At 66.9% G+C, this 25,555-nt stretch carries 33 protein-coding genes; 24 read left to right on the top strand and 9 right to left on the bottom strand.

Translation table 11 applies throughout. The annotated features are described in order from the left end of the window. Positions 1–166 precede the first annotated feature (166 nt). The 9 genes from L0C59_RS04095 to rsfS all read left to right on the top strand — a co-directional run bounded on the left by L0C59_RS04095 (position 167) and on the right by rsfS (position 6,998). Positions 167–1,213 carry a sugar transferase gene (locus L0C59_RS04095; RefSeq protein ID WP_243089944.1) on the top strand — a complete coding sequence of 349 codons (1,047 nt, stop codon included), beginning with the start codon at positions 167–169 and terminating at the stop codon, positions 1,211–1,213. A gap of 34 nt (positions 1,214–1,247) precedes the next feature. Then, positions 1,248–2,537, top strand: coding sequence for a GumC family protein (locus tag L0C59_RS04090; protein WP_279232495.1), 1,290 nt, complete (start codon positions 1,248–1,250; stop codon positions 2,535–2,537). Between the two features lie 82 nt (positions 2,538–2,619). Further along, positions 2,620–2,925, top strand: coding sequence for a 50S ribosomal protein L21 (rplU, locus tag L0C59_RS04085; RefSeq protein WP_243089943.1), 306 nt, complete (start codon positions 2,620–2,622; stop codon positions 2,923–2,925). Between the two features lie 3 nt (positions 2,926–2,928). Beyond that, positions 2,929–3,186, top strand: a complete 258-nt coding sequence (gene rpmA / locus L0C59_RS04080; protein ID WP_126170451.1) for a 50S ribosomal protein L27 — start codon at positions 2,929–2,931, stop codon at positions 3,184–3,186. An 18-nt stretch (positions 3,187–3,204) separates the two neighbouring features. Beyond that, positions 3,205–4,458: a GTPase ObgE gene (gene obgE / locus L0C59_RS04075; RefSeq protein WP_243089942.1), complete on the top strand. Its 1,254-nt coding sequence runs from the start codon at positions 3,205–3,207 to the stop codon at positions 4,456–4,458. Positions 4,459–4,470: 12 nt separating this feature from the next. Beyond that, positions 4,471–5,031, top strand: coding sequence for a nicotinate-nucleotide adenylyltransferase (gene nadD, locus L0C59_RS04070; protein WP_243089941.1), 561 nt, complete (start codon positions 4,471–4,473; stop codon positions 5,029–5,031). Next, entirely contained in the window at positions 5,006–5,563 is a 558-nt protein-coding gene (yqeK, locus tag L0C59_RS04065; protein WP_243089940.1) for a bis(5'-nucleosyl)-tetraphosphatase (symmetrical) YqeK, read from the top strand. The genes nadD and yqeK overlap by 26 nt, the downstream gene beginning before the upstream one ends. After that, a complete protein-coding gene (locus L0C59_RS04060; protein ID WP_243089939.1) occupies positions 5,553–6,650 on the top strand; it encodes an LCP family protein in 1,098 nt (365 codons plus the stop codon). Before yqeK ends, L0C59_RS04060 begins: the two co-directional genes overlap by 11 nt. 6 nt (positions 6,651–6,656) lie before the next feature. After that, complete coding sequence (gene rsfS, locus L0C59_RS04055; protein ID WP_243089938.1) at positions 6,657–6,998, top strand: ribosome silencing factor; 342 nt, start codon at positions 6,657–6,659, stop codon at positions 6,996–6,998. Between the two features lie 17 nt (positions 6,999–7,015). Here rsfS and L0C59_RS04050 read toward each other — a convergent pair whose 3' ends face one another. Then, positions 7,016–7,192 carry a hypothetical protein gene (locus L0C59_RS04050; protein ID WP_243089937.1) on the bottom strand — a complete coding sequence of 59 codons (177 nt, stop codon included), beginning with the start codon at positions 7,190–7,192 and terminating at the stop codon, positions 7,016–7,018. A 217-nt stretch (positions 7,193–7,409) separates the two neighbouring features. Next, on the bottom strand, positions 7,410–7,691 hold the full coding sequence (locus tag L0C59_RS04045) for a hypothetical protein (protein WP_243089936.1): 282 nt from the start codon (positions 7,689–7,691) through the stop codon (positions 7,410–7,412). A gap of 21 nt (positions 7,692–7,712) precedes the next feature. Here L0C59_RS04045 and panC point away from each other — a divergent pair, with 21 nt between their 5' ends. Then, positions 7,713–8,543 carry a pantoate--beta-alanine ligase gene (gene panC / locus L0C59_RS04040; protein WP_243089935.1) on the top strand — a complete coding sequence of 277 codons (831 nt, stop codon included), beginning with the start codon at positions 7,713–7,715 and terminating at the stop codon, positions 8,541–8,543. After that, the gene (locus tag L0C59_RS04035) at positions 8,540–9,649 is read left to right on the top strand and encodes a type IV pilus twitching motility protein PilT (protein WP_243089934.1); all 1,110 of its coding nucleotides are present in this window, start codon (positions 8,540–8,542) and stop codon (positions 9,647–9,649) included. The genes panC and L0C59_RS04035 overlap by 4 nt, the downstream gene beginning before the upstream one ends. A 332-nt stretch (positions 9,650–9,981) precedes the next feature. On the opposite strand, the gene L0C59_RS04030 is transcribed toward L0C59_RS04035, so the two are convergent. Next, positions 9,982–10,500, bottom strand: coding sequence for a Uma2 family endonuclease (locus tag L0C59_RS04030; RefSeq protein WP_243089933.1), 519 nt, complete (start codon positions 10,498–10,500; stop codon positions 9,982–9,984). Between the two features lie 22 nt (positions 10,501–10,522). Between L0C59_RS04030 and L0C59_RS04025 the strand changes: the two genes are divergently transcribed. The 9 genes from L0C59_RS04025 to L0C59_RS03985 all read left to right on the top strand — a co-directional run bounded on the left by L0C59_RS04025 (position 10,523) and on the right by L0C59_RS03985 (position 18,229). Beyond that, positions 10,523–11,797 carry a thymidine phosphorylase gene (locus L0C59_RS04025; RefSeq protein WP_243089932.1) on the top strand — a complete coding sequence of 425 codons (1,275 nt, stop codon included), beginning with the start codon at positions 10,523–10,525 and terminating at the stop codon, positions 11,795–11,797. 53 nt (positions 11,798–11,850) lie between these two features. Further along, the gene (locus L0C59_RS04020) at positions 11,851–12,786 is read left to right on the top strand and encodes a M23 family metallopeptidase (protein ID WP_243089931.1); all 936 of its coding nucleotides are present in this window, start codon (positions 11,851–11,853) and stop codon (positions 12,784–12,786) included. A gap of 10 nt (positions 12,787–12,796) precedes the next feature. After that, complete coding sequence (locus L0C59_RS04015; protein ID WP_243089930.1) at positions 12,797–13,162, top strand: bactofilin family protein; 366 nt, start codon at positions 12,797–12,799, stop codon at positions 13,160–13,162. 2 nt (positions 13,163–13,164) lie between these two features. Further along, entirely contained in the window at positions 13,165–14,022 is an 858-nt protein-coding gene (accD, locus tag L0C59_RS04010) for an acetyl-CoA carboxylase, carboxyltransferase subunit beta (protein ID WP_243089929.1), read from the top strand. Then, positions 14,006–14,956, top strand: a complete 951-nt coding sequence (locus L0C59_RS04005) for an acetyl-CoA carboxylase carboxyltransferase subunit alpha (protein WP_243089928.1) — start codon at positions 14,006–14,008, stop codon at positions 14,954–14,956. Before accD ends, L0C59_RS04005 begins: the two co-directional genes overlap by 17 nt. 68 nt (positions 14,957–15,024) lie before the next feature. After that, positions 15,025–16,641, top strand: coding sequence for a PEGA domain-containing protein (locus L0C59_RS04000; protein ID WP_243089927.1), 1,617 nt, complete (start codon positions 15,025–15,027; stop codon positions 16,639–16,641). Between the two features lie 50 nt (positions 16,642–16,691). Further along, positions 16,692–17,384: an NTP transferase domain-containing protein gene (locus L0C59_RS03995; protein ID WP_243089926.1), complete on the top strand. Its 693-nt coding sequence runs from the start codon at positions 16,692–16,694 to the stop codon at positions 17,382–17,384. A 4-nt stretch (positions 17,385–17,388) separates the two neighbouring features. Beyond that, on the top strand, positions 17,389–17,928 hold the full coding sequence (locus tag L0C59_RS03990) for a CBS domain-containing protein (protein ID WP_243089925.1): 540 nt from the start codon (positions 17,389–17,391) through the stop codon (positions 17,926–17,928). 61 nt (positions 17,929–17,989) lie between these two features. Continuing rightward, positions 17,990–18,229 carry a ferredoxin gene (locus tag L0C59_RS03985; RefSeq protein ID WP_015716251.1) on the top strand — a complete coding sequence of 80 codons (240 nt, stop codon included), beginning with the start codon at positions 17,990–17,992 and terminating at the stop codon, positions 18,227–18,229. 71 nt (positions 18,230–18,300) lie between these two features. Here L0C59_RS03985 and L0C59_RS03980 read toward each other — a convergent pair whose 3' ends face one another. The 3 genes from L0C59_RS03980 to L0C59_RS03970 all read right to left on the bottom strand — a co-directional run bounded on the left by L0C59_RS03980 (position 18,301) and on the right by L0C59_RS03970 (position 20,248). Next, a complete protein-coding gene (locus L0C59_RS03980) occupies positions 18,301–18,774 on the bottom strand; it encodes a GNAT family N-acetyltransferase (protein WP_243089924.1) in 474 nt (157 codons plus the stop codon). Between the two features lie 88 nt (positions 18,775–18,862). Beyond that, positions 18,863–19,084, bottom strand: a complete 222-nt coding sequence (locus L0C59_RS03975) for a cold-shock protein (protein ID WP_014516375.1) — start codon at positions 19,082–19,084, stop codon at positions 18,863–18,865. Positions 19,085–19,198: 114 nt separating this feature from the next. After that, entirely contained in the window at positions 19,199–20,248 is a 1,050-nt protein-coding gene (locus L0C59_RS03970; protein WP_243089923.1) for a DnaJ C-terminal domain-containing protein, read from the bottom strand. A 163-nt stretch (positions 20,249–20,411) separates the two neighbouring features. Here L0C59_RS03970 and L0C59_RS03965 point away from each other — a divergent pair, with 163 nt between their 5' ends. Next, a complete protein-coding gene (locus L0C59_RS03965) occupies positions 20,412–21,473 on the top strand; it encodes an alanine--glyoxylate aminotransferase family protein (protein WP_243089922.1) in 1,062 nt (353 codons plus the stop codon). On the opposite strand, the gene L0C59_RS03960 is transcribed toward L0C59_RS03965, so the two are convergent. After that, positions 21,465–22,241 carry an undecaprenyl-diphosphate phosphatase gene (locus L0C59_RS03960; RefSeq protein ID WP_479729392.1) on the bottom strand — a complete coding sequence of 259 codons (777 nt, stop codon included), beginning with the start codon at positions 22,239–22,241 and terminating at the stop codon, positions 21,465–21,467. The two genes, L0C59_RS03965 and L0C59_RS03960, sit on opposite strands and share 9 nt — an antisense overlap. A gap of 54 nt (positions 22,242–22,295) precedes the next feature. Here L0C59_RS03960 and ispD point away from each other — a divergent pair, with 54 nt between their 5' ends. Genes ispD through L0C59_RS03945 form a run of 3 tightly spaced genes read left to right on the top strand, consistent with a single transcriptional unit; the run spans position 22,296 to position 24,296 of the window. After that, entirely contained in the window at positions 22,296–22,934 is a 639-nt protein-coding gene (gene ispD, locus L0C59_RS03955; protein WP_243090036.1) for a 2-C-methyl-D-erythritol 4-phosphate cytidylyltransferase, read from the top strand. Next, entirely contained in the window at positions 22,922–23,740 is an 819-nt protein-coding gene (gene ispE, locus L0C59_RS03950; protein WP_243089920.1) for a 4-(cytidine 5'-diphospho)-2-C-methyl-D-erythritol kinase, read from the top strand. Before ispD ends, ispE begins: the two co-directional genes overlap by 13 nt. Then, entirely contained in the window at positions 23,727–24,296 is a 570-nt protein-coding gene (locus L0C59_RS03945) for a TenA family protein (protein WP_243089919.1), read from the top strand. The genes ispE and L0C59_RS03945 overlap by 14 nt, the downstream gene beginning before the upstream one ends. An 83-nt stretch (positions 24,297–24,379) precedes the next feature. Here the strand turns inward: L0C59_RS03945 and L0C59_RS03940 are convergent, their stop codons facing one another. After that, on the bottom strand, positions 24,380–24,874 hold the full coding sequence (locus tag L0C59_RS03940) for a CarD family transcriptional regulator (RefSeq protein ID WP_015716260.1): 495 nt from the start codon (positions 24,872–24,874) through the stop codon (positions 24,380–24,382). After that, positions 24,871–25,440: a TetR/AcrR family transcriptional regulator gene (locus tag L0C59_RS03935; RefSeq protein WP_243089918.1), complete on the bottom strand. Its 570-nt coding sequence runs from the start codon at positions 25,438–25,440 to the stop codon at positions 24,871–24,873. The genes L0C59_RS03940 and L0C59_RS03935 overlap by 4 nt, the downstream gene beginning before the upstream one ends. Between the last annotated feature and the right edge of the window lie 115 nt (positions 25,441–25,555).

Raw genomic sequence — 25,555 nt, 5'->3', positions numbered from 1 at the left:
GGTCAAAGCCCGCACTGGTCTGGGACTTATAGCGGTGTTATCGTCCTTGCCCACTCCCTTGGCTGCCATCTGGTTCTTCGGGTTACCTCCGTGGCCCGGTGAATATTTCCCCCTGTTAGGACTGACCCTCTTGGCCCATTTCGGGGCCTTTGGGTTTACCGATCGGATGGTTCGGTATCCCGGGCGGGAAGTATGGGGGGTTGCCGCCTTCAACATCATGCTCTTTACCCTTGGTTTAATTGCGGTGTTAGCCCTGGGCCGCATTCCCTACAGCGGAAGTTTTCTTACCGCCTCCACCAGTTTGGCCCTTGTGTTTCACCTTCTTTACCTGCGCTTTGCTCCCTATGCCCGCCTGGCTTTGGTGCCTGGTGGTCAGGCATCGCGGCTCAAGGGCCTGGTGGAGACCAATGGGGGGGTGGTGGCAGATTGGGCTGACGTGGAAGGCCTGGTGGTGGATTTACGCAATCCCTCTCCCGAGGTCTATCCCCTGCTACGGGAAGCGTTGCTACGGGGTTTATCTGTATGGCATGTGGCCACGGTGTACGAACAGTACACTGGACGAGTCCTGTTGGAAGATTCTCCTGGGTACCCGAATCCAGAGGGGATAGGGGCTCTTGCCGAGGCGGATCGAGGGCCCTACGTGCTTTTCAAGCGGATCTGGGAAACAGCATTAATCCTGTCCCTAGCTCCCTTGATTCTGCTCCTTGGGTCAGTGGTGGCCCTTTTGGTTTACCTGGAGTTGGGCAGACCCGTGATTTTCGCCCAGGAGCGGGTGGGAATGGGGGGCAGGCCTTTCAAAGCCTATAAGTTCCGCACCATGCGCGGTTCGCCCAGGCAGGGGGTGTATGCGGGAAACGAGGTGGACAGGATCACGCCCTTGGGGCGTTTTCTTAGGCGTTACCGGCTGGATGAATTGCCACAGTTGTGGAATGTGATCACAGGGGATATGAGCTTGGTGGGCCCGAGGCCTGAGCAGAAGGTATTGGCGGAGAAGTATTCCCAGGAGATGCCCCTTTACCCCCTGCGCCATGTGGTGAGGCCTGGTCTAACCGGTTGGGCCCAAGTGCATCACGGGTACGCGGAAGGATGGGAGGGGGCATGGGAAAAGTTAAGTTACGACCTGTATTACATCAAGTACTTCTCCTTTTGGCTTGACCTTAGAATTTTAGTTAGAACCCTTTGGGTTGTGTTAACGGGCTTTGGCGCAAAATAGCAGGGTAGTAGCTTTGTGGTAAGGTGGACCAGATATGGTGGAAACGTTTGGCGACGAGCTTTCCCTTAGGGACATCCTGGAGATCCTAAAGCGCCAGCGGGTATGGATCCTGGCCTTACCCTTGGTCTTCGGCGTTTTGGCCCTCATCTACGGCTTTTTCATTGCTGAGCCGCGGTACGCTTCTACCGCTACCGTGAACGTGGCCCCAGTGCAAGTGCAGGCCCAGTTGGAGCAGCGCATCCAGGTGCAGGGGCAAAGCCTCCTCACCTTTGAGGGGTTGAAGGCCTTGGCCTTTTCCGAGGAAGTCACCCGGGAGGTGTGGGAAGCCTTGCGGAAGGAGGGGAAGCTTCCCACCGCCTGGCAGGACCAGGGGGGAAGGCCGGGCTTGGAACGGATGGTGAAGGATTTCAGGATCAAAAACGAAACCCCTCGTCAGCAGGTGGTGCCCCAGGGGCAGGTGCCCCCGGTGGTGGCCTCCCTGACGGTGGAGGCTCCAAGCCCGGAGGTGGCAGCCAGAACAGCTAATGTTTGGGCAGAGGCCTTAGTTAAGCGCCTTAGCCGTTTTCCATCAGCTCACCTAGAAACCAGTTTGCAGGTTTTGGGGGAGGAGGTTGCCAAGGCGGAAAAGGTTTACCGGGAGGCTCAAGCCCGCTTCGAGGCCTTCCGGCGCACCAGCACCTTGGCCCAGGACCGGGCGGAATTGGAAGCTCTGACGGGGGAAAGGTCGGATTACGCCTCGAGGATCGAGATTGCCTTAGAGCCGCGGTTGGGGGAACGGATTCTCTTGGATCGGGAACTTTCAAAGATAGAAAGGGATTTGGCTGCCATACGTGGCAAGATTCGCTTCCTGGAGCAGGAACTTAAGGGCCTTCCGACCAGTTCATCCTCCGGACAGTTAGGACAGCTTCCTCAGCGTCTTGAGAATCTGCTTTTAGACGCCAGGGCAGAAGAAGCTCAGCTCCTTGCCCGCAGGGCCGCCCTCCAGGCCCGCATGGCCCAGGTGGAGGCCCGCATCAACCTCCTCAAGGAGCGGGTGGCCAAGGCCCAGGTGGAGCAGGACCGCATCAACCAGACCCTGGAGATGGCCAAGAATGCCTACCTGGCCCTTTCCCAGAAGCGGACGGACCTCCAGATAGAGCTGGCCAGCTCCCAGAACTCCCTGGCCCAGATCATCGCCCCCGCCTACCCCATCTACGAAAAGGTGGCCCCCAAGCGGGCTTTGATCCTGGCCCTGGCGGTCTTCTTGGGGCTTGTGCTGGGGGTGATGGCGGCCTTCATGGCCGAGGCCCTAAGGCCCCCTAGGCCCGAGGCGGCGGCTGGGTAGGCCCCTTGCTTGAAGCAAGCGGTGGGGTTGGGTATAGTAGAAAGCCGGTAGCCCCTTGGGGGGCTTTGGGGAAAGGGTAGCCATGTTCGCGATCGTGAAGACCGGCGGAAAGCAGTACCGGGTGGAGCCCGGGCTTAGGCTTAGGGTGGAGAAGCTCGAGGCCGAGCCCGGAAGCGAGGTCACGCTTCCCGTCCTCCTCCTGGGGGGCGAGAAGACTAGGGTGGGGGCTCCCTTCGTGGAGGGGGCCAAGGTGGTGGCGGAGGTGCTCGCCCACGGCAAGGGCAAGAAGATCACCGTCTCCCGCTTCAAGGCCAAGGTGCAGTACCGCAGGAAGAAGGGCCACCGCCAGCCCTACACGGAGATCCTCATCAAGGAGATTCAGGGGTGAGCCATGGCACATAAAAAGGGTTTGGGTTCCACCAAAAACGGCCGGGATTCCCAGGCCAAGCGCCTGGGGGTGAAGCGGTACGGGGGCCAGGTGGTGAGGGCTGGGCACATCCTGGTGCGCCAGCGGGGCACCCAGTTCAAGCCCGGCAAGAACGTGGGCATGGGCCGGGACTTCACCCTCTTCGCCCTGGTGGACGGGGTGGTGGAGTTCCAGGATAAGGGGCGGCTTGGCCGCTACGTGCACGTGCGTCCCTTGGCGTAGGCCCAAGGGGCGGGCTGGATGTTCCGGGATGTCCTGACCATCACCGTCGCCGCCGGCAGGGGTGGCGACGGTGCCATTTCCTTCCGTCGGGAGAAGTTCGTGCCCAAAGGGGGGCCCGACGGGGGGGATGGGGGGCGTGGGGGGAGCGTCTACCTGCGGGCCAAGGGAAGCGTGGACTCCCTCTCGGAGCTTTCCCAGCGCACCTACAAGGCGGAGGACGGGGAGCACGGCAAGGGAAGTGGCCAGCACGGCCGGGCCGGGCGGGACCTCTACATCGAGGTGCCCCGGGGGACCCGGGTCTTTGATGCGGAAACCGGGGAGCTCCTGGGGGACCTCACGGAGGAGGGCCAGGTCCTCCTGGTGGCCAGGGGGGGAGAGGGGGGGCGGGGGAACACGCACTTCGTCACCCCCACCCGCCAGGCCCCCCGGTTTGCTGAGGCGGGGGAGGAGGGGGAGAGGAGGAGGCTTCGCCTCGAGCTCATGCTCATCGCCGACGTGGGCCTGGTGGGCTACCCCAACGCCGGCAAGTCCAGCCTGCTCGCCGCCACCACCCGGGCCCATCCCAAGATCGCCCCCTACCCCTTCACCACCCTGAGCCCCCACCTGGGGGTGGTGGAGGTGGGCGGGGAGGAGGGGGAGCGCTTCACCCTGGCGGACATCCCCGGGATCATCGAGGGGGCAAGCCAGGGAAAGGGCCTGGGCCTGGAGTTTCTCCGCCACATCGCCCGCACCCGGGTGTTGCTTTACGTTTTGGACGCCACCGAGGAGCCCCTTAAGACCTTCCGCACCCTGCGCAAGGAAATGGAGGCCTACGACCCCACCCTCCTAAGGCGGCCTGGCCTCATGGCCCTGAACAAGGTGGACCTCCTCACCCAGGAGGAGGTGGAAAAGAAGGTGGCGGAGCTGGCCGGGGAGGGGCTTCCCGTCCTCCCGGTGAGCGCCCTCACGGGGGAGGGTTTGGCGGCCTTGAAGGAGGCCCTCCTCAGCCTGGTGAAGGCCACCCCGGCTCCCGAGCTTCCCCGGCCGGCCCCCAGGGCCGTGGTGGAGGCGGGGGTGGAGGTGGTGCCCCTGGAGGAGGGGGTGTACCAGGTGCGGGCTCCCCAGGTGGAGCGGTACCTGAGGCGGCTTAAAGGGGATCTCTCCGAGGCGGCGGGCTACCTGCAGGAGGTTTTCCGGCGCCACGGGGTGGAGGCGGCCCTCAGGGCCAAGGGGGTGCGGGCGGGGGATACCGTGCGCATCGGGGAAAAGGAGTTTGAGTACATCCCGGGGTAAGGGGGGTTTTCTTTGCGGATCGGCCTATTTGGCGGTAGCTTTGACCCCATCCACCTGGGGCACCTTTTGGCGGCGGCGGAGGCCCGGGCGGCCTTGGGGCTGGACCTGGTCCTCTTCGTGGTGGCGGCCCGCCCCCCCCACAAGACCCCCGTGGCCAAGGCGGAGGCCCGCTACGAGATGGTCCTTCTGGCCACGGCGGAGGAGAGGGGGTTCCTGGCCTCGAGGCTGGAGCTGGACCGGCCCGGGCCCAGCTACACCGTGGACACCCTAAGGGAGGCCAGGAGGCTTTTCCCAGAGGATGAGCTCTTCTTCATCACCGGGGCCGACGCCTACCGGGATGTCCTCACCTGGAAGGAGGGGCACCGGCTTCATGAGCTGGCCACCCTGGTGGCGGTGGCCCGGCCCGGTTACCCTCTGGAGGGAATGCCGGTGCCCGTGGTGCCCCTCCTGGTCCCCGAGGTGGGGATCTCCAGCACGGAGATCCGCAGGCGGATCCGGGAAGGGCAGAGCATCCGCTTCTGGGTGCCCAGGCCCGTGGAGGTGTACCTTGAAAAGCACGGTCTCTACCGCTGAGCTGGAGGAGAGGGTAAAGGCCCTGGTCCGACCGGAAAGGTGGGCGCACATCCAGAGGGTGGCCGCCTTGGCCCGGGAGATCGCGCTTAACAACGGCCTGGATGGGGAGCGGGCCTACCTGGCGGGGCTTCTCCACGACGCCGCCCGGGACCTGGGGGAGGAGGAGCTCCTCAGGCTGGCCCCCCCGGAGAACGAGGTGGAGAGGGCCCACCCCCTTTCCCTCCACGGCCGGGCGGCCCGGGTTTTGGCCGAGGCCTGGGGGGTAAGGGACGAGGAGGTCTTGGAGGCGGTGGAGGGGCACGTGTACGGGGTGGACCCCCAGAATGGCCTGGGCATGGCCCTCTACATCGCCGACATCTCCGAGCCCGGCCGGGGGGTGAACGGGGAGATCCGGGAGCTCGCCCTTTCGGGGAGGCTCCAGGAGGCCTACCGCCGGGCGGTGGGGAACAAGGTGGCCTACCTCACCGCCAAGGGCATCCCCCTGCACCCCAGGACCCTGGCCGTGTACCGCAGCCTTGAGGATGCGCCCTAGGCTTTCCCTCCTCCTCCTTTCCCTGGCCCTTTTCGCCCTCGGGGGGGTGCTTTCCTGGCCCCGGCCGGGGGAGGGGGAAGGGGTGCGGCCCAGGAGGGCCGGGGCCTTGCCCGAGATGGGGGTGGTGGTGGCGGGCCGGGACATCGAGTACTGCGGCCACCACACCCCATGCGGCCCGGGAAGCCGCACGGACACCATCTTCTACGTGCGCCTGAGGGGAGGGGAGGCCAGGGCCCTGGCCATTCCCCGGGACCTCTATAGCCCCCTGGTGGGGGGCAAGATCAACGCCGCCTACGCCCGGGGCGGGGCGGAGCTTTTGAAGCAGGCGGTGGCGGAGGCCACGGGCTTGGTGGCGGAGAGGCACCTCATCCTCACCCTGGAGAGCGTGGCCCGGGTGGTGGACACCGTGGGGGGGGTGGAGGTGTACCTGGAGCGCCCCATGCGCTACACCGACCGGGCGGCGGGGCTTTTCATCGACTTCCCCGCGGGAAGGCTTCACCTAAACGGGGAGGAGGCGGTGAGGTACATGCGCTTCCGCCACGATGCCCTGGGGGATTACGCCCGCCTGGACCGCATCAAGGGGGTGGTCTCCCAGGTGCTCAAGAAGGCCCAGGACCCCCGCACCTGGCCCGCCTTGGCCCGGGCCCTAGGGGAGGCCTGGCGGGAGCTGGACACCGACCTTTCCCTGGAGGAGGCCCTGGCCCACCTGCCCGGGGTCCAGGGCTTGAGGCTTTCCTTGGCCACCCTGCCCACCCGGGAGGGGAAGGGGACCTTCCTCCTGGTGGACGAGGAGGCCCGGGCCCGCTTCCTGGCCGCGTGGATGGGCATGGCCCTCCCCGCTTCCCCGCCCCAGGTTCCCGTGCGCCTTAGGGGGGAAAGGAGCCTGGTCCTTTGGGGCCAGGCCGTGCTTGCCCGGGAGGGGATCGAGGCCCAGGCGGAGGAGGCGGAGGTGGTGCAGAGCGCGGTCTATGCCAAGGACCTCGAGGCCGGGGCCTACTACGCGGAGCTCTTCCATCTACCCCTCCTGGCCCCCCACCGGCCAGTTTCCGGAGTGGTGGTGGAGCTGGGGCGGGACCTGGTACAATAGGGGTAGATGGTAAAGACCCTCGAGGCTTTGGATCTGGTGGCGAGGATCAAGGATCTCCTTTGGGAAAAGAAGGCGGAAAAGGTGGTGGCCCTGGACCTGAGGGCGGTGTCCGAGAGCCTGGACTACTTCGTCCTGGCCAGCGCCACCAGCACCCCCCACCTCCAGGCCCTGGAGCGCCACCTGCAGGAGAAGCTGGAGGAGGAGGGGCTTCGCCCCAGGCCCACGGAGGGGCAAAGCCCCCGCTGGGTGGTGTTGGACTACGGGGAGGTGGTGGTCCACCTCATGACCCCCGAGGCCCGGGAGTACTACGACCTGGAAGGGTTCTGGGCGGACGCCGAGAGGGTTTGAGGGCCCAGGCAATGGGCCTAGTCCGGGGCCGGGTGGGTGGCCTCGAGGTCCAAGGAGGTGTCCTGGCAGGGGCAGCTGGCCGCCGGGGTAGCGCCCAAGGCCTTTCCCCTCGCGGAAATACCCTTCAGGGCCCTTCCCTTCCGGGTAGGGAAGGGGTAGGCCTGGAGGCTTTCCAGGCCCAAATGGACCCGCATCCTTTAGCCCCAGGGTTTCCGCATGCACCCAGCACCCCTTTTCCCGGGCCCGGGGGGAAAGGGGTGCGGGCCAAGGCCACCGGCGGGAGGTTGTGGCGGCGGCTGGCCCCGGCCATGGCCCTGGGAAAGCCCCGGACCCGCGTGTGGCGCATGGGGCTTTGGGCTTCCTCCAGGTAGGCCTCGAGGGTCGGACCTCCGCGGGCTCGGCCATCCGCCCTCATTTGATCCGGGGTGGGGCTAAAGGCCCCATGATGAAGCGCTGGAAGAGGAGGTAAAACCCCAGGTAGACCAGGAGCTGGAACCAGAAGCTTTGGGCCCAGGTTAAGCCCAAGGCGGCCACGGCGATGAGGAGGAGGGTGGCCGCCACCATGACCAAGCTGGTGCGGAGGAAGACCCCGGGAAAGTACCTAAGGGCTTCCCGCAAGGTCTTGGGCCGCCTTTCCTCCCACTCCCTTAGGGCCTTTTTCTTCAGCTTTTCCTCGCGCTTCTTCTTGCCCACGGGGAAAGTATACTGAGCCCCGTGAAGGTGGCGCACACCGTGGCCGAGCTAAGGCAGGCCCTCCCCCGGGAGGGGGTGGGGTTTGTCCCCACCATGGGCTACCTCCACCGGGGGCATCTGGCCTTGGTGGAAAGGGCCCGGAAGGAGAACCCCTTTGTGGTGGTCTCCATCTTCGTGAACCCCCTGCAGTTTGGCCCTGGGGAGGACTACCACCGCTACCCCAGGGACCTGGAGCGGGACCGAGCCCTTTTGGAGGAGGCGGGGGTGGACCTCCTCTTCGCCCCCAGCGTGGAGGAGATGTACCCGGTAGGGTTTTCCACCCGGGTCAGCGTGGAGGGTCCCCTCACCGCCCTTTGGGAGGGGGCGGTGCGCCCTGGCCACTTCCAGGGGGTGGCCACGGTGGTGGCCAGGCTTTTCCTCCTGGTGGGGCCGAGCCGGGCCTACTTCGGGGAGAAGGATTACCAGCAGCTTCTCGTGATCCGCAAGATGGTCCGGGACATGGGCTTTCCCCTGGAGGTGGTGGGGGTGCCCACGGTGCGGGAGGAGGATGGGCTTGCCCTTTCCAGCCGCAACGTGTACCTTTCCCCGGAAAGGCGCAAGGAGGCCACGGTGCTTTACCGGGCCCTATGGGCCATGCGGGAGGCGGCCCTAAAGGGTGAGGGCGTGGCCGAGGCCCTGGGGAGGGGGGAGGAGGTGCTTAGGGAGGTTCCCCAGTTTCAGCCTGACTACCTGGCCATCGTCCACCCCGAGACCCTCCTTCCCCTTTCCCGCTTTGTCCCCGGGGCCAGGGGGATGGTGGCGGGCCGCTTCCCCGAGGTGCGCCTGATTGACAACCTGGAGGTGTACCCATGAGCGAGGCATCTCCCCCGGAGGGCAAGCAGAGCCTCTTGGAGATGTTCAAGGCCATGGTCCAAGCCCGGGCCTCGGACATCCACCTGCAGGCGGGGGCCCCGCCCGTGATCCGGGTGGACGGGAAGCTGAAGCCCTTCGGCAACCGGCCCCTGACCCCCAAGGACACGGAGGCCATCGCCAGGGTCCTCCTCACCCCGGAGCAGTGGGAGGAGGTGGAGTACCGCAAGGAGCTGGATTTCGCCTACACCATCCCTGGGGTGGCCCGCTTCCGCTGCAACCTGTTAAAGCAGAGGGGAAGCTATGGCCTGGTGATGCGGGTGGTCTCCGAGGCCATTCCCAGCTTCGAGGCCCTGGGCCTGCCCCGGGAGGTGATGGAGGGGCTGGCCGCCAAGGAGCGGGGGCTCATCCTGGTCACCGGGCCCACGGGTTCGGGGAAGAGCACCACCTTGGCCGCCCTCATCGACCACATCAACCTGCACTACGCCAAGAACATCATCACCATAGAGGACCCCATAGAGTTCCTGCACAAGCACAAGAAGAGCCTGGTGGTCCAGCGGGAGGTGGGGCTGGACACGGATAGCTTCTACTCGGGGATCAAATACGCCATGCGCCAGGACCCGGACGTGATCCTCATCGGGGAGATGCGGGACAGGGAGACGGTGGAGGCCGCCCTCATGGCGGCCCAGACCGGGCACCTGGTGCTCTCCACCCTGCACACCCTGGACGCCGGGCGGACCATCAACCGCATCATCGAGTTTTTCCCCTTGCACGAGCACCAGCAGGTGCGCATCCTGCTGGCGGAGTCCCTCCTCGGTATCCTGTCCCAGCGCCTTCTGCCCCGGGCGGACGGCAAGGGGAGGGTTTTGGCCCTCGAGGTCCTCATCGCCACCCCCTACGTGCGGGAGCTCATCAAGGACGAGGACAAGACCCCCCAGATCAAGGAGGCCATGATGGAGGGCTCCATCCACGGGATGCGCACCTTCGACCAGCATCTGGTGGAGCTCTACACCCAGGGGCTCATCTCCCTCGAGGACGCCCTTTCCGCCGCCACCAGCCCCCACGAGTTCAGGCTCCTCCTCACCAAGGCCACGGGGCAGGCGTACTGAGGAGGGCCTAGGGTTTCAGGGGGGCAAGGTTAAGGCCCGGGAAACGGAGAAAGCCCTGGTCAAGGGTTTTCCCCTCCTTGGCTGCCTGGAGCTAAGGGTGGCGGTACAGGGGGTCAGGGAGGTCCAGGGTGGTGGGCAAAAACGCATATTAGCCTTAGCCCGCCGAATCACCGCCCACGCACGCCCAGGACCGGTGGGGATCACCGGGTACGCCTCCCCATATAGCCCTTCCACCCCCCTGGGATACCGCCCCATCCGGGCCCCTGCCAGGGGAGGGCACACTAGAGGGCCCCGGCTGGGCGGCACCTTGGGGAGCCTGAGGGAAAGGGGCATCACGGCCAGGGGATGGGCACCCCTGGGAAGTGAAGAGGCTCGGCTTCCTCCCCGGGGAGGAGGACCCGGTGTTCCGTGTAAAGGCCTTCCTTGGGGTGGCGGAAGATGTGGAGGCGGTTTTCCAAGAGGTCCAGAATCCACACCTCGGGGATGCCCGCCTGGGCGTAAAGGGGAAGCTTTACGTCCCGGTCATGCTCCAGGCTGGATTCCGAGACCTCCACCAAAAGCAGGACGTCCTCGGGGGTGGGAAGGGTTTCCCAGTAGTCCTTGGGCTTGAGGAGGGCGATGTCGGGCTGGGGCTCGGAGCCCGGGGGCAGGCGCACGGGGTTTTGCGGCCAGATGCGGGCTTTATCCCCCAGGGCCTGGGCGAACCGGGTCACCAAGCGGGCCACCGCCTCGGCATGCCTAGGGCCGATAGGGCTCATCTGGTACACCTCCCCATCCAGAAGTTCCACCCCCGTGACCCCCCGGAAGAGGCGCTCAAACTCCTCTATCCCAAACCGGTACCGCTGGGCCATAGCCCTAGCGTAGCATGGGGGCATGAACCCGGTGCAGTTCATCCGCGAGAAGCGGGAAGGCCTGAAGCACAGGCGGGAGGACCTGAAGGCCTTCCTCGAGGGCTACCTCAGGGAAGAGGTGGCGGACTACCAGGTGTCCGCCTGGCTCATGGCCGCCTTCTTAAGGGGCCTAGACACGGAGGAAACCCTTTGGCTTACGGAAACCCTGGCCTATTCGGGGAAGGTCCTGGACCTCTCCCACCTGCCCCATCCCGTGGACAAGCACTCCTCCGGGGGGGTGGGGGACAAGGTGAGCCTGGTGGTGGGGCCCATCCTGGCGGCGGCGGGCTGCACCTTCGCCAAGATGTCGGGCCGGGGCCTGGCCCACACCGGGGGGACCATCGACAAGCTGGAGTCGGTGCCGGGCTGGCGGGGGGAGATGACGGAGGGGGAGTTTATGGAAAGGGCCGAGCGCATCGGCCTGGTCATCGCCGCCCAAAGCCCGGACCTGGCCCCCTTGGACGGGAGGCTTTACGCCCTAAGGGATGTCACGGCCACGGTGGAGAGCATCCCCTTGATCGCCAGCTCCATCATGAGCAAGAAGCTGGCCGCGGGGGCCAGGAGCATCGTCTTGGACGTGAAGGTGGGCAAGGGGGCCTTCATGAAGACCCTGGAGGAGGCCCGGCTTCTCGCCAAAACCATGGTGGGGATCGGCCAGGGAGCCAACAGGAGGGTAAGGGCCCTCCTCACCAGCATGGAGGCCCCCCTGGGCCGGGCTGTGGGAAACGCCCTAGAGGTCCGGGAGGCCATAGAGACCCTGAAGGGGAGGGGCCCAGAAGACCTCCTGGGGGTGGCCCTGCGCCTTGCGGAGGAGGCCTTGAGGCTTGAGGGGCTGGATCCGGGCCTGGCCCATAGGGCCTGGGAGAGCGGCAAGGCGCTGGAGAAGTTCCAGGCCTTCCTCGAGGCCCAGGGGGGAGACCCCCGGGTGGTGGAGGATTTCTCCCTGCTTCCCCTGGGGGAGGAGCTGGCTTTCCTCTCGAAAGGGGAGGGCGTGGTGCAGGAGGTGGATGCCTACCGGGTGGGCCTGGCGGTCTTGGCCCTGGGGGGCGGGCGCAAGCGGAAGGGGGAGGCCATCGACCACGGGGTTGGGGTCTACCTGCGAAAAAAGCCCGGGGACCGGGTGGCAAAGGGGGAGGCCCTGGCCCTGATCTACCACCGCGGCAAGGGCTTGGAGGAGGCCCTGGCCCATCTGGGGGAGGCCTTCCAGCTGGGGTTTGCGGCAAACCCCCTGCCCCTGGTCCTGGACGCCCTGCCCTGAGTTTTTGGGGCAAGGGGATCCGAGCGGGTGGGGGTAGGGTATACTTCCTGGGGATGAAGCGGCGGTCAAGGAGGCCCGTGCGCTATACCCTGTTCCTCGCCCGAAGCGGCGGGGAAAGCCGGGCCCTGTCCCTGCCGGGGTGGGCCGTGGCCCTTTTCCTGGCCCTCCTCACCCTTTGGACCGGGGCCAACCTCTACCTCTGGCACAGGAGCCGGGAGGCCCGAACCCTGGAGGTTCGCCTCCAGGCCCTTTCCCAGGAGGCCAGGCGGCTTTCCTTGGCCCTGGAGGCGGAGCGGGCCAAGAACGGGGCCCTCTCGGAGGAGGCCCGGCGCACCCAAAGGGAGCTTGAGGAGATCAAAAAGGCCATAGAGGAGCTCCGCCGCCGGGCGGGGCTTTCCCCCTTGAACCTCCTCCCGGTGCGCTACGGGGAAGGGGGCCAGGGGGGTGGGGCCGTGGCGGTTTCCCCCTCCGAGGATGCCCTGGCGGGCTGGGCGGAGGTGCGGGCCGAGGTCCTGGACCTTAAGAACCAGCTTAGGGAGGTGGTGCCGGCCTTGGAGAGGACCCTGGAGGTGGAGCGAAGCCTCCCCCGGGGCCTGCCCTTAAGGGGGTACGAGGGGATCACCTCCTTTTTCGGCATGCGCAAAAACCCCTTCGGCCCGGGGTACGAGTTCCACGACGGTCTGGACCTCGCCGCCCCTTACGGCGCCCCCGTCTACGCCACGGGAAGCGGGGTGGTGGCCCAAGCCGGCTGGATGGGGGCCTACGGCCTCGCCGTCCTCCTGGACCATGCCGAGGGGTACCAGACCCTCTATGGCCACCTTTCCCGCCTGGCGGTGCGCCCCGGCCAGAGGGTGGAGAAGGGGCAGGTCCTGGGGTACGTGGGTTCCACGGGCCGCTCCACCGGCCCCCACCTCCACTACAGTGTCTACCGCCACGGTACCCCCCGGGATCCCAGGCCCTACCTAGACCCCCTTTGGGCCTCCCGTTAAAATGGGGCGGATGCTGGGGAGGAGGCAGGCGGGGGCCCTCACCTACCTGGGGCCCGACACCGAGGTCCTAGGGGACCTGAAGGCCAAGGGCCAGGTGCGCATCGACGGTCTGGTCAGGGGTTCGGTCTACGTGGAAGGGGAGCTGGAGGTGGGCCGCACAGGCCGGGTGGAAGGGGAGAGGATAGAGGCGGGGAGCGTCCAGATCCACGGGGAGGTGAAGGCGGACCTGGTGGCCCAGAAGGTGAGCCTTTCCAAGACGGCCCGCTTCACCGGCACCGTGCGGGCCCAAGCCCTGGACGTGGAGGCGGGGGCGGTCTTCATCGGCCAAAGCCTGGCGGGGGAGACCAAGGCCCTCGAGGCTCCCAAGGAGGCATAAGCGTGGCCCTAGAGCGGCTTTTCCGAAGAAAAAGGCCCAGCGGGGGGAACCGGGATGTCCCCGAGCTTTGGACCAAGTGCGAGGCCTGCGGGGCCCAGCTCTACAAGAAGGAGTTCCGGGAAAACCTCTATGTCTGCCCCAGGTGCGGCCACCACCACCGGGTGCCCGCTTCCGAGCGGGTGGAGATGCTGGCGGATCCCGGCACCTTCCAGGAGATCACCGGGCTTAGGCCCCTGGACCCCTTGGGCTTTGTGGACACCAAGCCCTACGGGGAAAGGCTCAGGGCCTACCAGGAGGAGACCGGCCGCCAAGACGCCATCCTGGGGGGCACCTGCACCATCGGCGGGGTGCCCGCGGTCCTGATGGTCATGGACTACGCCTTTGCCGGGGGGTCCATGGGGAGCGTGGTGGGGGAGGAGATCGCCCGGGGGGCGGAACGGGCGGCGGCGGAGGGCCGGGCCCTGGTGATCGTGGCCGCCTCGGGGGGGGCCAGGATGCAGGAGGCGGCCCTTTCCCTCATGCAGATGGCCAAGACGGTGATGAGCCTGGACCGCCTTTGGGAGCGGCGCCTTCCCTACGTTTCCATCCTCACCGACCCCACCACCGGGGGGGTCACCGCCAGCTTCGCCGCCCTGGCCGACGTGATCTTCGCCGAGCCCGGGGCCCTGATCGGCTTCGCCGGGCCCAGGGTCATCCGCCAGACCATCCGCCAGGAGCTTCCCGAGGGCTTTCAGCGCTCGGAGTTTTTGCTGAAGCACGGGATGGTGGACCGGGTCACGGACCGCAGGAGGCTCAAGGCCGAGCTGGTCCAGGCCCTTCGCCACCTGCACCCTGGAGTTCCCTATGCCCTTGGAGTTTGAAAAGCCCATCCTGGAGTTGGAAAAACGCATCGCCGAGCTAAGGGAGACGGCCCGCACCACGGGGGTGGACCTCGAGGCGGAGATCCGCCTCCTGGAGGAACGTTTGGCCAGGCTCAAGGAGGAGGTCTACGGGAGCCTCACCGCCTGGCAAAGGGTGCAGCTGGCCCGGGCCCCGGGCCGCCCCACCACCTTGGACGTCCTGGAAAAGGCCTTCCAGGACTTTTTGGAGCTCCATGGGGACCGGGCCTTCGCCGACGATCCCGCCATCGTGGGGGGGCTCGCCTATTTGGAGGGCCAGAAGGTGGTGGTGGTGGGCCACCAGAAGGGGCGGGACACCAAGGAGAACCTCCACCGCAACTTCGGCATGCCCCACCCCGAGGGGTACCGCAAGGCCATGCGCCTCATGGACCTGGCGGACCGGTTCGGCTACCCCTTCCTCTCCTTCATCGACACCCCGGGGGCCTACCCGGGGGTTTCCGCGGAGGAGCGGGGCCAGGCCTGGGTCATCGCCCAGAGCATCCAGCGCATGAGCCGCCTGAGGGTGCCCGCCATCGCCCTCATCTTGGGGGAGGGGGGCAGCGGGGGGGCCTTGGCCATCGGGGTGGCCAACCGGGTCCTCATCATGGAAAACGCCTGGTACTCGGTGATCAGCCCCGAGTCCTGCGCCGCCATCCTCTGGCGGGATGCCAAGGAAGCTCCCAAGGCCGCCGAGGCCCTGAAGCTCACCGCAAGGGACCTCCTGGCCCAAAAGGTGGTGGACGCCATCGTCCCCGAGCCCGAGGGTGGGGCCCATAAGGACCCCCTTAGGGCCATCCAGAACATCAAGGAAGCCCTCCTGAAGGTCCTCGAGGAGCTTAAAGGGCTTTCCCCGGAGGAACTTTACCAGGACCGGTACCGCCGCTTCCGCGCCCTGGGGGCCTACGCCGAGCCTTAAGGGGCCTTGGCCCTTTTCCCTCAGGATTTTCACAGGGAAGCCTTAGCCTGAGGGCGGAGGTGAGGGTTATGCGGAAACTGCTTTTGGCCATCCTGGGTTTGGGGGCGGCTTTAGCCCAGCAGATAAGCCCCCAGGGCATTATCGTGAACCCGGTGCCCACCGACCTGCAGGTAAAGGTCTGGGTGGATAAGGATCCGGGCAAGCGGGGAAACAGCGTCTACCGGATCGGTGAGCCCATCTTCATCTACGTGAACGTGAACCAGGGTGCCTACGTCTACCTCTTCAACATCAACGCCGACGGCAAGATCGACCCCATCCTGCCCAACGCCTTTGAGCGGGACAACTTCCTCCGGGCCGGGGAGACCCGGCGCTTTCCCCCGGAAGGGGCCCGCTACCGCTACACGGTGACCGGCCCGGAAGGAGAGGACCGCATCCTGGCGGTGGCCAGCAAACGCCCCCTTTCCCTGGGGGAGATCCTGGACGTGGAGCGCAACCAGGTGCGGGTCCAGGGGGCGGAGGGCTTAGCCCGGGCGCTTTCCATCGTGGTTGAGCCCATCCCCAGCAAGGACTGGGTCACCGACGTGGCCCGCTACTATGTGGGCCGGGTCACGGCCCCCCCTCCCACCCCGGCCACGGCCACCCTGGTGGTGGACTCGAGGCCCGCCGGCGCCGAGGTCTACCTGAATGGGCGGCTTTCCGGGCGTACCCCCGTTAGCCTCCAGGTGAACCCAGGCCGGCACGAGGTGGAGCTCAGGCTTGCCGGTTACCAGACCTACCGGGTCACGGTGAACCCCAGGCCCGGGGAAAGGGTCCAGGTCTTTGCCCAGCTGGTGCCGGAGGCCAGGCAGGGGACCCTGGCCGTGACCTCCAGCCCCTCCGGGGCGGAGGTGTACGTGGATGGAGCCCTGAGGGGCCGCACGCCCCTTTCCCTAACCCTGCCCGAGGGGCGGTATGCGGTGGAGCTCAGGCTCCCCGGCTACGAGCCCTACCGGGCCACGGTCCAGGTGCGAAGGGGAGAGACCACCCGGCTGGACGTGCGCCTTAACCCTGTTCCCCGCACCGGCACCCTTTTCCTGGAGTCCAGCCCCACGGGGGCCGAGGCCTACGTGAACGGTGCCCTGCGGGGCCGCACCCCCTTGCGCCTGGTCCTGGACGAGGGAGCCTACCAGGTGGAGCTTAGGGCTCCGGGTTACGAGGCCTACCGGGCCACGGTGCGGGTGGAACGGGGCCGGGAGACCCGCCTTTCCGCCACCTTGAGGCCCATCCGCACGGGGGAGCTCTATTTGGAAGCCAGGCCCGAGGGAGCCGAGGTCTACATCGATGGCCGCCTGATGGGCCAGGCTCCCTTGCGGATGACCCTCGAGGCCGGTCTCCATGAGGTGCGGGTCCTGGCCCCCGGCTACGGGGAGTACCGGGCCCAGGTGGAGGTGCGCCCCGGGGAGTCCGTGAGGCTTTACGTGGAGCTCGTGCCGGTGCGGGCGGTGTTGGAGCTTTACCTGAACGTGGAGGCCCGGGTCTTCCTGGATGGGGAGGAGGTGGGGGTGGCCAAGGGAGGCTACCTGCGCCTGGAGGCGCCCTTCGGCGAGCACGAGCTCACCCTGGTGGCCCCCGGGTACCGCACCCTGGTGGAGACGGTGCGCGTCACCGGAAACCAGGTGCTCAGGTTTACCCTGAGGCCCCTCTAAGGCCACCCTACCCCACCCGGCGTCGCCGGGGTGGGGTTTAGCATAAGGGCGTGGAGGCCATCGTCTTAGGGGGCGGGGAGGAGGCTTGGGCCAGCAAGTACGGGGTGCGGAGCAAGGCCCTGGTGCCCTACCGGGGAAGGCCCATGGCGGAGTGGGTGCTCTCCGCCTTAGAGGAGGCAGGTCTTTCCGTGGTCTACGTGGGGGAGAACCCGGGGCTAAGCCCCTCCCCCCGCCTGACCCTGCCCGATGGGGGAAGCCTCCTTGGGAACCTGGAGGCGGCCTTGGCGCACGTGGAAGGGCGGGTCCTGGTGGCCACCGCCGACATCCCCCACCTTACCCCGGTGGCGGTGCGCTATGTGCTGGAAAAGGCCCCGGAGGCTGCCCTCGTCTACCCCATTGTGCCCAAGGAGGCGGTGGAGGCTCGTTTCCCCCACACCCGGCGCACCTACGCCCGGCTTCGGGAAGGGGTCTTTACCGGGGGGAACCTGCTGCTACTGGACAAGGGGCTTTTCCACCAGGCCCTGCCCCTGGCCAAGAGGGTAGTGGCCCTAAGGAAAAGGCCCTGGGCCCTGGCCCGGCTTATCGGGTTGGATATCCTCTTCAAGCTTCTCCTGGGCCGGCTTTCCCTCCTCGAGCTGGAGGAGAGGGCAAGGAGGATCCTGGGGGTGGAGGCCAGGGCCCTCATCACCCCTTACCCCGAGGTGGGGGTGGACGTGGACCGGGAGGAGGAACTGGTAAGCTAAGCCCATGCGCACGGTGAAGGAACTCCGCCTGGCCGGGCTTTTCGCCTATCTGGCCGCCTTGGTGCTGGGCCTTCTCTTCTCCTACCTTCTGCACTCCCTCCTCGGGGGTGGGGGCAGGCTGGGGTGGGAGAGCTTTAACCTTGCCGGGCTTTTGGAGGGGCTCGGGTTCCTCCTCTTCTTCACCTTCGCCCTCTACGTGGCCAAGAAGGCGGTGCGGGTGCCCTGCACCACCCTCCTCACCGCCGGGCTCCTTTGGCCCACCCCGGCCCGCCGCCTGGCGAGGCCCCTGCCCCGGGTGGAGGCCCTCGAGGCCTACGAGGGCCGGGGCCTGGCCTTGCTGGTGCAAGAGGGGCGGCCGGTGGGGCTACTGGGCCTTTCCGACCATATCCTGCCCTTGGAGGAGGTGCCCAGCGTGGAGACGGAGATGGCGGTGAGCGAGCTTTCCCCCCTCTTCCTGCGGCAACCCTTGGTCCTGGTGGTCAAGGGGGAGGAGGTGGTGGGGGCCATCTCCCGGGAGGCCTTCTTCCGGCACCTGGGGGCCTAGGCGGTTGACAAAGGGCCTTCTGCCCTAAAATAGGGGGGAGCGGTAGCTCGGGAGGTGAAGGATGCCGCACGTGATCTGTGAACCCTGCATCGGCGTAAAGGACCAGTCCTGCGTGGAGGTCTGCCCTGTGGAGTGCATCTACGATGGGGGGGACCAGTTCTACATCCACCCCGAGGAGTGCATCGACTGCGGGGCCTGCGTACCCGCCTGCCCGGTGAACGCCATCTTCCCCGAGGAGGATGTTCCCGAGCAGTGGAAGTCCTACATTGAGAAGAACCGCAAGCTGGCTGGTCTAGGTTAGGGCGTAGGCCCCGAGCAGGCCTAGGGTACCGGTGCCCCCCACCTGGGCGAAGGCCTGGGTGGGGTGTTGGTTCATAGTTCCCGCACGTACCAGCTTAGGGTGGGGCCTCCGTCCTTCACGTGACGGAAGCCCTGGGCCTGGAAGAAGGCCTTGGCCCGGGCATTGTTGCCATAGACCACCGCATAGAGCCGCTCGGCCCCCGTCAGGTGGTTTAGGAGGTGCTCTAGGGCCCTTCGCCCCAGGCCCTGCCCTTGGCGGTCTTCCCGGATGAGGAGGAGGCTTAGGGTGGCGTCCTCGGGCTCGGGGTAGTGGAGCTTGTAGTCCAGGTACCCCACCGCCTCCTTCTCCAGGAAGAGGAGGAAGGCCCGGCGGCGCTGGTCCTTCTCCAGGGTGGCCAGGTCCCGGGCCACGTCCTCGAGGGCCGGGGGTTCCATGCCGATTAGGGCGAAGTACCCGGGGCTTCGCAGGAAGAGCCCGTGCAGGAGGGGGGCGTCCTCTGGAAGCACCGGACGTAAGCTGAGGTTAAGGGTCCGCATCCCTCCCATGCTACCGGCTAGGGTCTGAGAAAGGGGTGATAAGTTTCCCCAAAAGGTAACCGCCGTGGGTAGGACCCACGGCGGTCCGGGTTTCCCTTTACCTGCGGGCCGGCTCCACCACGGTGACGTTCACCGCCTGGGGGCCCTTGCCGTTCTTGCCCGGCTCCACGTCAAAGGTGACGATGTCCCCCTCGTTCAGGGTGCGGAACCCCTTGGCGTTGATGGCGCTGAAGTGGACGAACACATCCGTGTCGCCCTCGCGCTCGATGAAGCCGTAGCCCTTCTCCGCATTGAACCACTTGACCCGACCCTTCTGCATACCGCTCCTTCTCTTCCGAGCCCCCAGGGCTCGTATCCGGGGCCTTAGGGGTTGCTTTAGACCCAAGGGGCCACCCTATAGCCACCCGGAATGCCTCACTATACCACGAAGGGCCTACTTGCGGAAGAGCCCCCTTAGCCTTTCAAAGAAGCCCTCGGGGGCCACCTCCTCTCCCACCTCCTTGGCGTAGGCCCTGAGGAGCTCCTTGGCCTTGGGGCTTAGGTGTTTGGGCACGGAAAGCTCCACCACCACCCGAAGGGCTCCCCGCCTGGCCTCCCCCGGGTGGGGGAGGCCTTCCCCGGGAAGCTCAAAGACCTCCCCGTGCCCCGTGCCCGGAGGGATCTCCAGGGGAATGGGGCCCGAAACCCCGGGGACCTCCACCCGGGCGCCTAAGGCCGCCTGGGCTAGGCCGATTTTCAGGCGGTAGACGAGGTCGGCGCCTTCCCGCTCCAGGTGGGGGTGGGGGCGTATCTTCAGGCGCACGTAGAGGTCCCCGGGGCCGCCGGGTCCTAGGTTCCCGTAGCCCGGCACCCGCAAAAGGTGGTTCTCGTCCATGCCCGGAGGGATTCGTACCCGAACCCTTTCCTCCCGCGCCACCCGGCCCCGGCCCCGGCACACGGGGCAGGTTTCCGCCAGGAGGTGGCCCTGCCCCTTGCAGTGGGGGCAGGTGGAGCGGGTGACGAAGGCCCCGAAGAGGCCCTGGCGGTAGCTCTCCACTGCCCCCCTGCCCCCGCAGGTGGGGCAGACCACCCGCCTACCCCCCTGGCCCCCGCAGGCCTCGCAGGGGACAAGGCGGGCGTAGGCCACCTCCGCCTCCTTCCCCTTGAGGAGGTCTTCCAGCTCCACCTCCACCTGGGCCTCGAGGTCCTCCCCCCTGGGGGCGGTGCGCCCGGTGCGGAAGCCGAAGACCTGGGCGAAGAGGTCAAAGAGGTCCTCGGTGCGGAGTTCCGGCGCCCCTAATAGCCCCCGGTCGTACTGGGCCCGTTTCTCGGGGTCGGAGAGGACGGCGTAGGCCTCGTTGATCTCCTTGAAGCGCTCCTCCGCCTCCTTGTCCCCGGGGTTGCGGTCGGGGTGGTATTGGAGGGCGAGCCTCCGGTAGGCCTTTTTGATCTCCTCCTGGGTGGCCTCCCGGCCCACCCCCAGGATGGCGTAGTAGTCCTTCATCCAGGTAGCACTTTACAAGGAAAGGGGCCTTGGGCTAAAGTGGGCTTCAATGAGGCTCCTGCGAGCTATCCGGTAGGGGGCCCCTTCCTTCGGGAAGGGCCCCCCCGGTCTGGCCGCGGGGGCTTTTCTTATGCCCGCTTCCGGCGGGAGTAGAGGAGGCGAGATGCTGCTTCTGACCCCTGGACCTACCCCCATCCCCGAGCGCGTGCAAAGGGTTCTTCTCCGTCCCATGCGGGGCCACCTGGACCCCGAGGTGCTGGCGATAAACCGGGCCATCCAGGAGAGGCTTGCCCGGCTTTTCGACCCCGGGGAAGGGGCCTTGCTGGCGGCTTTGGCGGGCTCGGGAAGCCTAGGCATGGAGGCTGGCCTTGCCAACCTGGACCGGGGCCCAGTCCTGGTGCTGGTGAACGGGGCCTTCTCCCAGAGGGTGGCGGAGATGGCCCAGGTCCACGGCCTGGAGCCCACGGTTTTGGAGTTTCCTCCGGGCGAGCCCGTGGACCCGGAGGCGGTGGCCAAGGCCCTAAGGGCCCGGCGCTACCGCATGGTGGCCCTGGTGCACGGGGAGACCTCCACCGGGGTGCTGAACCCGGCCCGGGAGGTGGGGGCCCTGGCCAAGGAGGCCGGGGCCCTTTTCTTCCTGGATGCCGTCACCACCCTGGGGATGCTCCCCTTTTCCATGCGGGGGATGGGGGTGGACTACGCCTTCACCGGTAGCCAAAAGTGCCTCTCCGCTCCCCCGGGCCTGGCCCCCATTGCCGTGAGCCTCGAGGCCCGCCGGGCCTTCACCGGCAGGCGGGGCTGGTACCTGGACCTTGCCCGGGTGGCGGAGCACTGGGAGCGGGGCGGCTACCACCACACCACCCCTGTCCTCCTGCACTACGCCCTCTTGGAGGCCTTGGACCTGGTCCTGGAGGAGGGGACGGAGGCCCGGGAACGCCGGGCAAAGGAGGTCTACGCCTGGTTGCTGGAGGAGCTAAAGGCCAGGGGATTTAGCCTTTACCCCAAGGCCAGCCCCCTGCCCACGGTGCTGGTGGTGCGCCCCCCCGAGGGGGTGGAGGCGGACCGCCTGGTCAAGGCCCTCTACGCCCAGGGGGTGGCGGTGGCCGGGGGGATCGGGCCCACCCGGGGGCAGGTCTTGCGGCTGGGCCTCATGGGGGAGGGGGCCCGGCGGGAGCCCTACGGGGAGTTCCTGAGGGCCTTGGACCGGGTTCTGGCCCTAGCGTAGGAAGAAGTAGGCGTAGACCAGGGCCAGGGCCATGCGGTAATAGGCGAAGGGCCTGAAGCCGTGGCGCTCCACAAAGGAAAGCATCCAGCGCACGGTGAGGAGGGCGGTGACAAGGGCCGAGAGGAAGCCGAGAAAGAGGAGGTCCCAGCCCCCTTTCGGTATCTGGGGTGCGCTTTTGAGGAGGTCATACCCCACCGCGGCCAGCATGGTGGGAAGGGCCAGAAGGAAGCTGAACTCCGCCGCGGCCTTGCGCCTTAGCCCCAGAAGGAGGCCCCCCAGGATGGTGGCCCCGCTTCGGCTGGTGCCGGGGAAGAGGGCCGCCAGGCCCTGGAAGACCCCAATCCAGGCCACCCGGGCTAGGGGAAGCTCCAGCACGTCCCCGTGGCGGGCCCGTTCCGCCAGCCGGTCGGCCAGGAGGAGGACCAGGCCCACGGAGAACAGGAAGAAGACCACGATGCCGTCATCCCCCAGGATTTTCCCCTTGATGAGGGGGTAGAGGAGGAAGCCCATGGCCGCGGTGGGCAGGAAGGCGATGCCGATTCTCAGCCAGAGGGCCCGGTCCACGGCGAAGCGCCTTCCGTAGAGGATTAGGATGGCCAGGATCGCCCCCAGCTGGATGGCGATGAGGAAGGTTTTTAGGAAGGGATCTTCGGCGATGGGCAGGCCCAGGAGGTGGAAGAGGAGGGTCAGGTGGCCGGTGGAGGAAACGGGCAAAAACTCCGTGAGGCCCTCCACCACCCCTAAGAGAAGGGCTTCCCAAAGGCTCATGGCGCCCATGCTACCATGGGAATCGTGGCTGCTTCGCCGACGGGCGAACACTCCATGGTTTCCGTGCTGATCCCCGCCGCCGGGAACGGGGAACGGCTGGGCCTGGGGCCCAAGGCCTTCGTGCGGGTGGGGGGGAAGACCCTCTTGGAGTGGGCCCTGGATGCCTTTCCGCAGGCGGCGGAGGTCCTGGTGGCCCTGCCCCCCGGGGTTGAGGCTCCCAAGGGGCTTCGGGCCACCTTTTTGGAGGGGGGAAGAACCCGGCAGGAGTCGGTTTCCCGCCTCCTGGAAGCGGCAAGCCTCCCTTTAGTCCTGGTCCACGACGTGGCCCGGCCCTTCGTGAGCCCAGGGCTTGTGGCGCGGGTCCTCGAGGCCACCCGCACCACGGGGGCGGCGGTGCCGGTTTTGCCCCTTCCCGACACCCTCATCCGGCCGGAAGGGGAGGGGTACGGGGAGGTGGTGCCCCGGGAGGCCCTGCGCCTGGTCCAGACCCCCCAGGGTTTCTTCACCGCCCTCCTGCGGGAGGCCCACGCCTATGCCAGGAAGCGGGGCCTTTCCGCCACCGACGATGCCCAGTTGGTGAGGGCCCTGGGCTATCCCGTGGCCCTGGTGGAGGGGGAGCGGGCTGCCTTCAAGATCACCTATCCGGAGGACCTTCCCTTGGCGGAGGCCTTGGCAAGGGTATGGAACGCCTAGCGGTGGCCAAGGTGAACCTGGGCCTCTCCCTCCTGGGGAGGAGGCCGGACGGCTACCATGAGCTCCACACCCTCTTCGCGGGCCTTTCCTTCGGGGACCGGCTTTTCCTGGAGCCCATCCCCGAGGGAATCGAGTTCCGCGGGCGGTACGGGCGGAGGAACCTGGCCTACCGGGCGGCGGCGGCCTACCTGGAGGCGGCGGGCTGGCCCGGGGGGGTGCGCATCGTCCTGGAGAAGGCCCTTCCCGAGGGGGCGGGCCTTGGCGGGGGGAGTTCGGATGCCGCCCAGGTGCTTTTGGGCCTGAAGGAGCTCTACCCGGCGGAGGTGGACCTTTTCCCCCTGGCCCTTTCCCTGGGAGCCGATGTCCCCTTCTTCCTCCAAGGGGGGGTGGCGGAGGCCCGGGGGGTGGGGGAGCGGCTTAGGCCCCTTTTCCTTTCCCCTTTGCCGGTGGTGGTCTTTTCCTTGGGCCTGCGCCTCCCCACCCCCAGGGTGTATGGGGAGGTGAAGCCCCACGACTTCGGACCCGAGCTTCCCGTGGAGGAGATCCTTAAGGCCTTGGAGAGGGGGGAGGAGCCACCCTATTGGAACAGCCTCGAGGGCCCTGCCTTCCGCCTGCATCCGGAGCTAAGGGAGGTGAAGGCCCGGCTTAAGGCCCTGGGCTTGAGGGGGGTTTTGATGTCGGGCTCGGGGAGCGCCTTCTTCGGCCTGGCGGAGGACGAGGCCCAGGCCAAGAGGGCGGTGGAGGCCCTGAGGCATGCCGGCTATGTCCGGCAAGGGGTTCTTGGGGGAGGGTATGGGGCGTTTTAAGGATCTATTTGGGTGTTGCCCGGACGCCTTGGAGGAGATCAAGTCCTTGCCCCTCCGCTGGGACGAGGAGCGGTTTGGCTTCTGGCTTAAGCAGGATTTTCCCTTCGTGGAAGCCCTGTACCGCTTTCAGGTGGGGCTTTTAAGGGAGGCCCCCCATCCCCACCGGGCCCCCTTGGTCCAGGCCCTCATGGCCACGGTGGAGGAGCTGGACTGGCTTCTTTCCCAGGGGGCGGACCCCAAGGAGCCGGTGCACCCGGTGCGGCAGGAGTACATCGCCCTGCTCCAGGAGATGGAGGGTTTTTCCTACCCCTACCGCCTGGTGTTCTTTTACTTTCTGAACCGGCTTTTCCTGGAGGCCTGGAACGCCCACGTGGAGGGGGATGGGCCCTGGCGGGAACTTGCCGAGCACTGGTCCGCCCCCGAGTTCCAGGCGGTGCTCTTCGACCTGGAGGTCATGGCCCAGGGCCAGGTGGAGGGGCTGGATCCCGGGGTGGTGGAGCACTACTTGGCCCGCATCCTGGAGATGGAGAAGAAAACCTGGAGCCTGTTGCTTTAGGCCAGGTTTTGGCGGCTTGAGGAAGCCGGGATGAGTGGGAACAGGGCCCCGGGAGCTCGAGGCCCTGGTCGGCCCAAGGGGTTTCAGTTCAGCTCTTCGCCCCAGGCCTCCTCAAAGAGGCGCTTGGCTTCCTGCACGGTGATCTCCAGGGTCTGGGACACTTCTTCCGCCAGGAGATAGATGGCCCGCCTGAGGGCCTGGCGGTCCAGGTCCGGCAGGCCCCGTTCCAGCTCCCAGGCCCGGAGCTGCCCCGCCATCTGGGCGATGCGGTAGGGGTTCCCGTCCGCTAGGATCTCGCTGGTCTTGCGGTGCCGGGCGGCCCACTGCTTGGGCAGGGGCATGCGCCCGTTCTTTAGGAGGTCCAGGATGACCGGCACCTCCTCCGGGGCAAGGGCCTTGCGCATGCCCACACTTTGGGGAGCCTCCACGGGTACGTAGGCCTTGGAGCGGGAACCGGGAAAGTCCACCTGGTAATAGGCCCGGCTGATGCCGCTCACGCTCCTTTGGGCTATGCCCGCCACCACGCCGACCCCGTAAGGGGGCAAGACCACCTTGTCGCCGGGACGGAACTCTTTCACGGCGCGACTCCTTTCCGGAACACCTCCATGAGGTGTTCCAAATAAGCCTCCACCTCCAGCTGGGGAGTACATCCCAAGGCCGCGATCACGTGGGCGGTGGCCCTGGGGGAGAGCTCGGGGCGCACGGCCCCCTCCTCCTGTCCGCTTCGCACCAGCTCCTCCAAGAGGTCCAGGTAGTGCTGGTGGAGCCCCTTGAGCCAGGGGGTGGGGTCCTCCATGGCCTCCCGGGCTACCGCCGCCCACAGCCCCCGCCACTCGGCGATCCAGGCCAGGCGCTTCTTCAGCAGGTCCTCGAGGCGCACAAAAAAGGGCGCCTTTTGGCGCACCACCTCCTCCACCTCCCGGTAAAAGGCCCAGGTGCGTTCCTCCACCAGGCTTTTCAGGAGGTCCTTCTTGTCGCGGAAGTAGAGGTAGATGGTGCCCTTACCCACCTCTGCCCGCCGGGCCACCTCCTCCATTTTCAGCCCGGAAAGCCCCATCTCCCGGAGGATCTCCAAGGTGGCCTCGAGGATGGCCCTCTTTTTGTCCTTGGAGAGCGCCCCCGGGGGGGATAGCATCGCGGCCACGCCCTTAAGTCTACCACACCACCCTTTTGCTTTCATGAGGAGGGGATTACCCTAGAGGCTCAGTACACGTCAAAACGTGGGACCACCCCTTTAGGATGGACCTGCGCCCACGTGG

The organism is Thermus neutrinimicus (assembly GCF_022760955.1).
Classification (GTDB): domain Bacteria; phylum Deinococcota; class Deinococci; order Deinococcales; family Thermaceae; genus Thermus; species Thermus neutrinimicus.
This window is presented reverse-complemented; position numbering and strand designations above follow the sequence as displayed.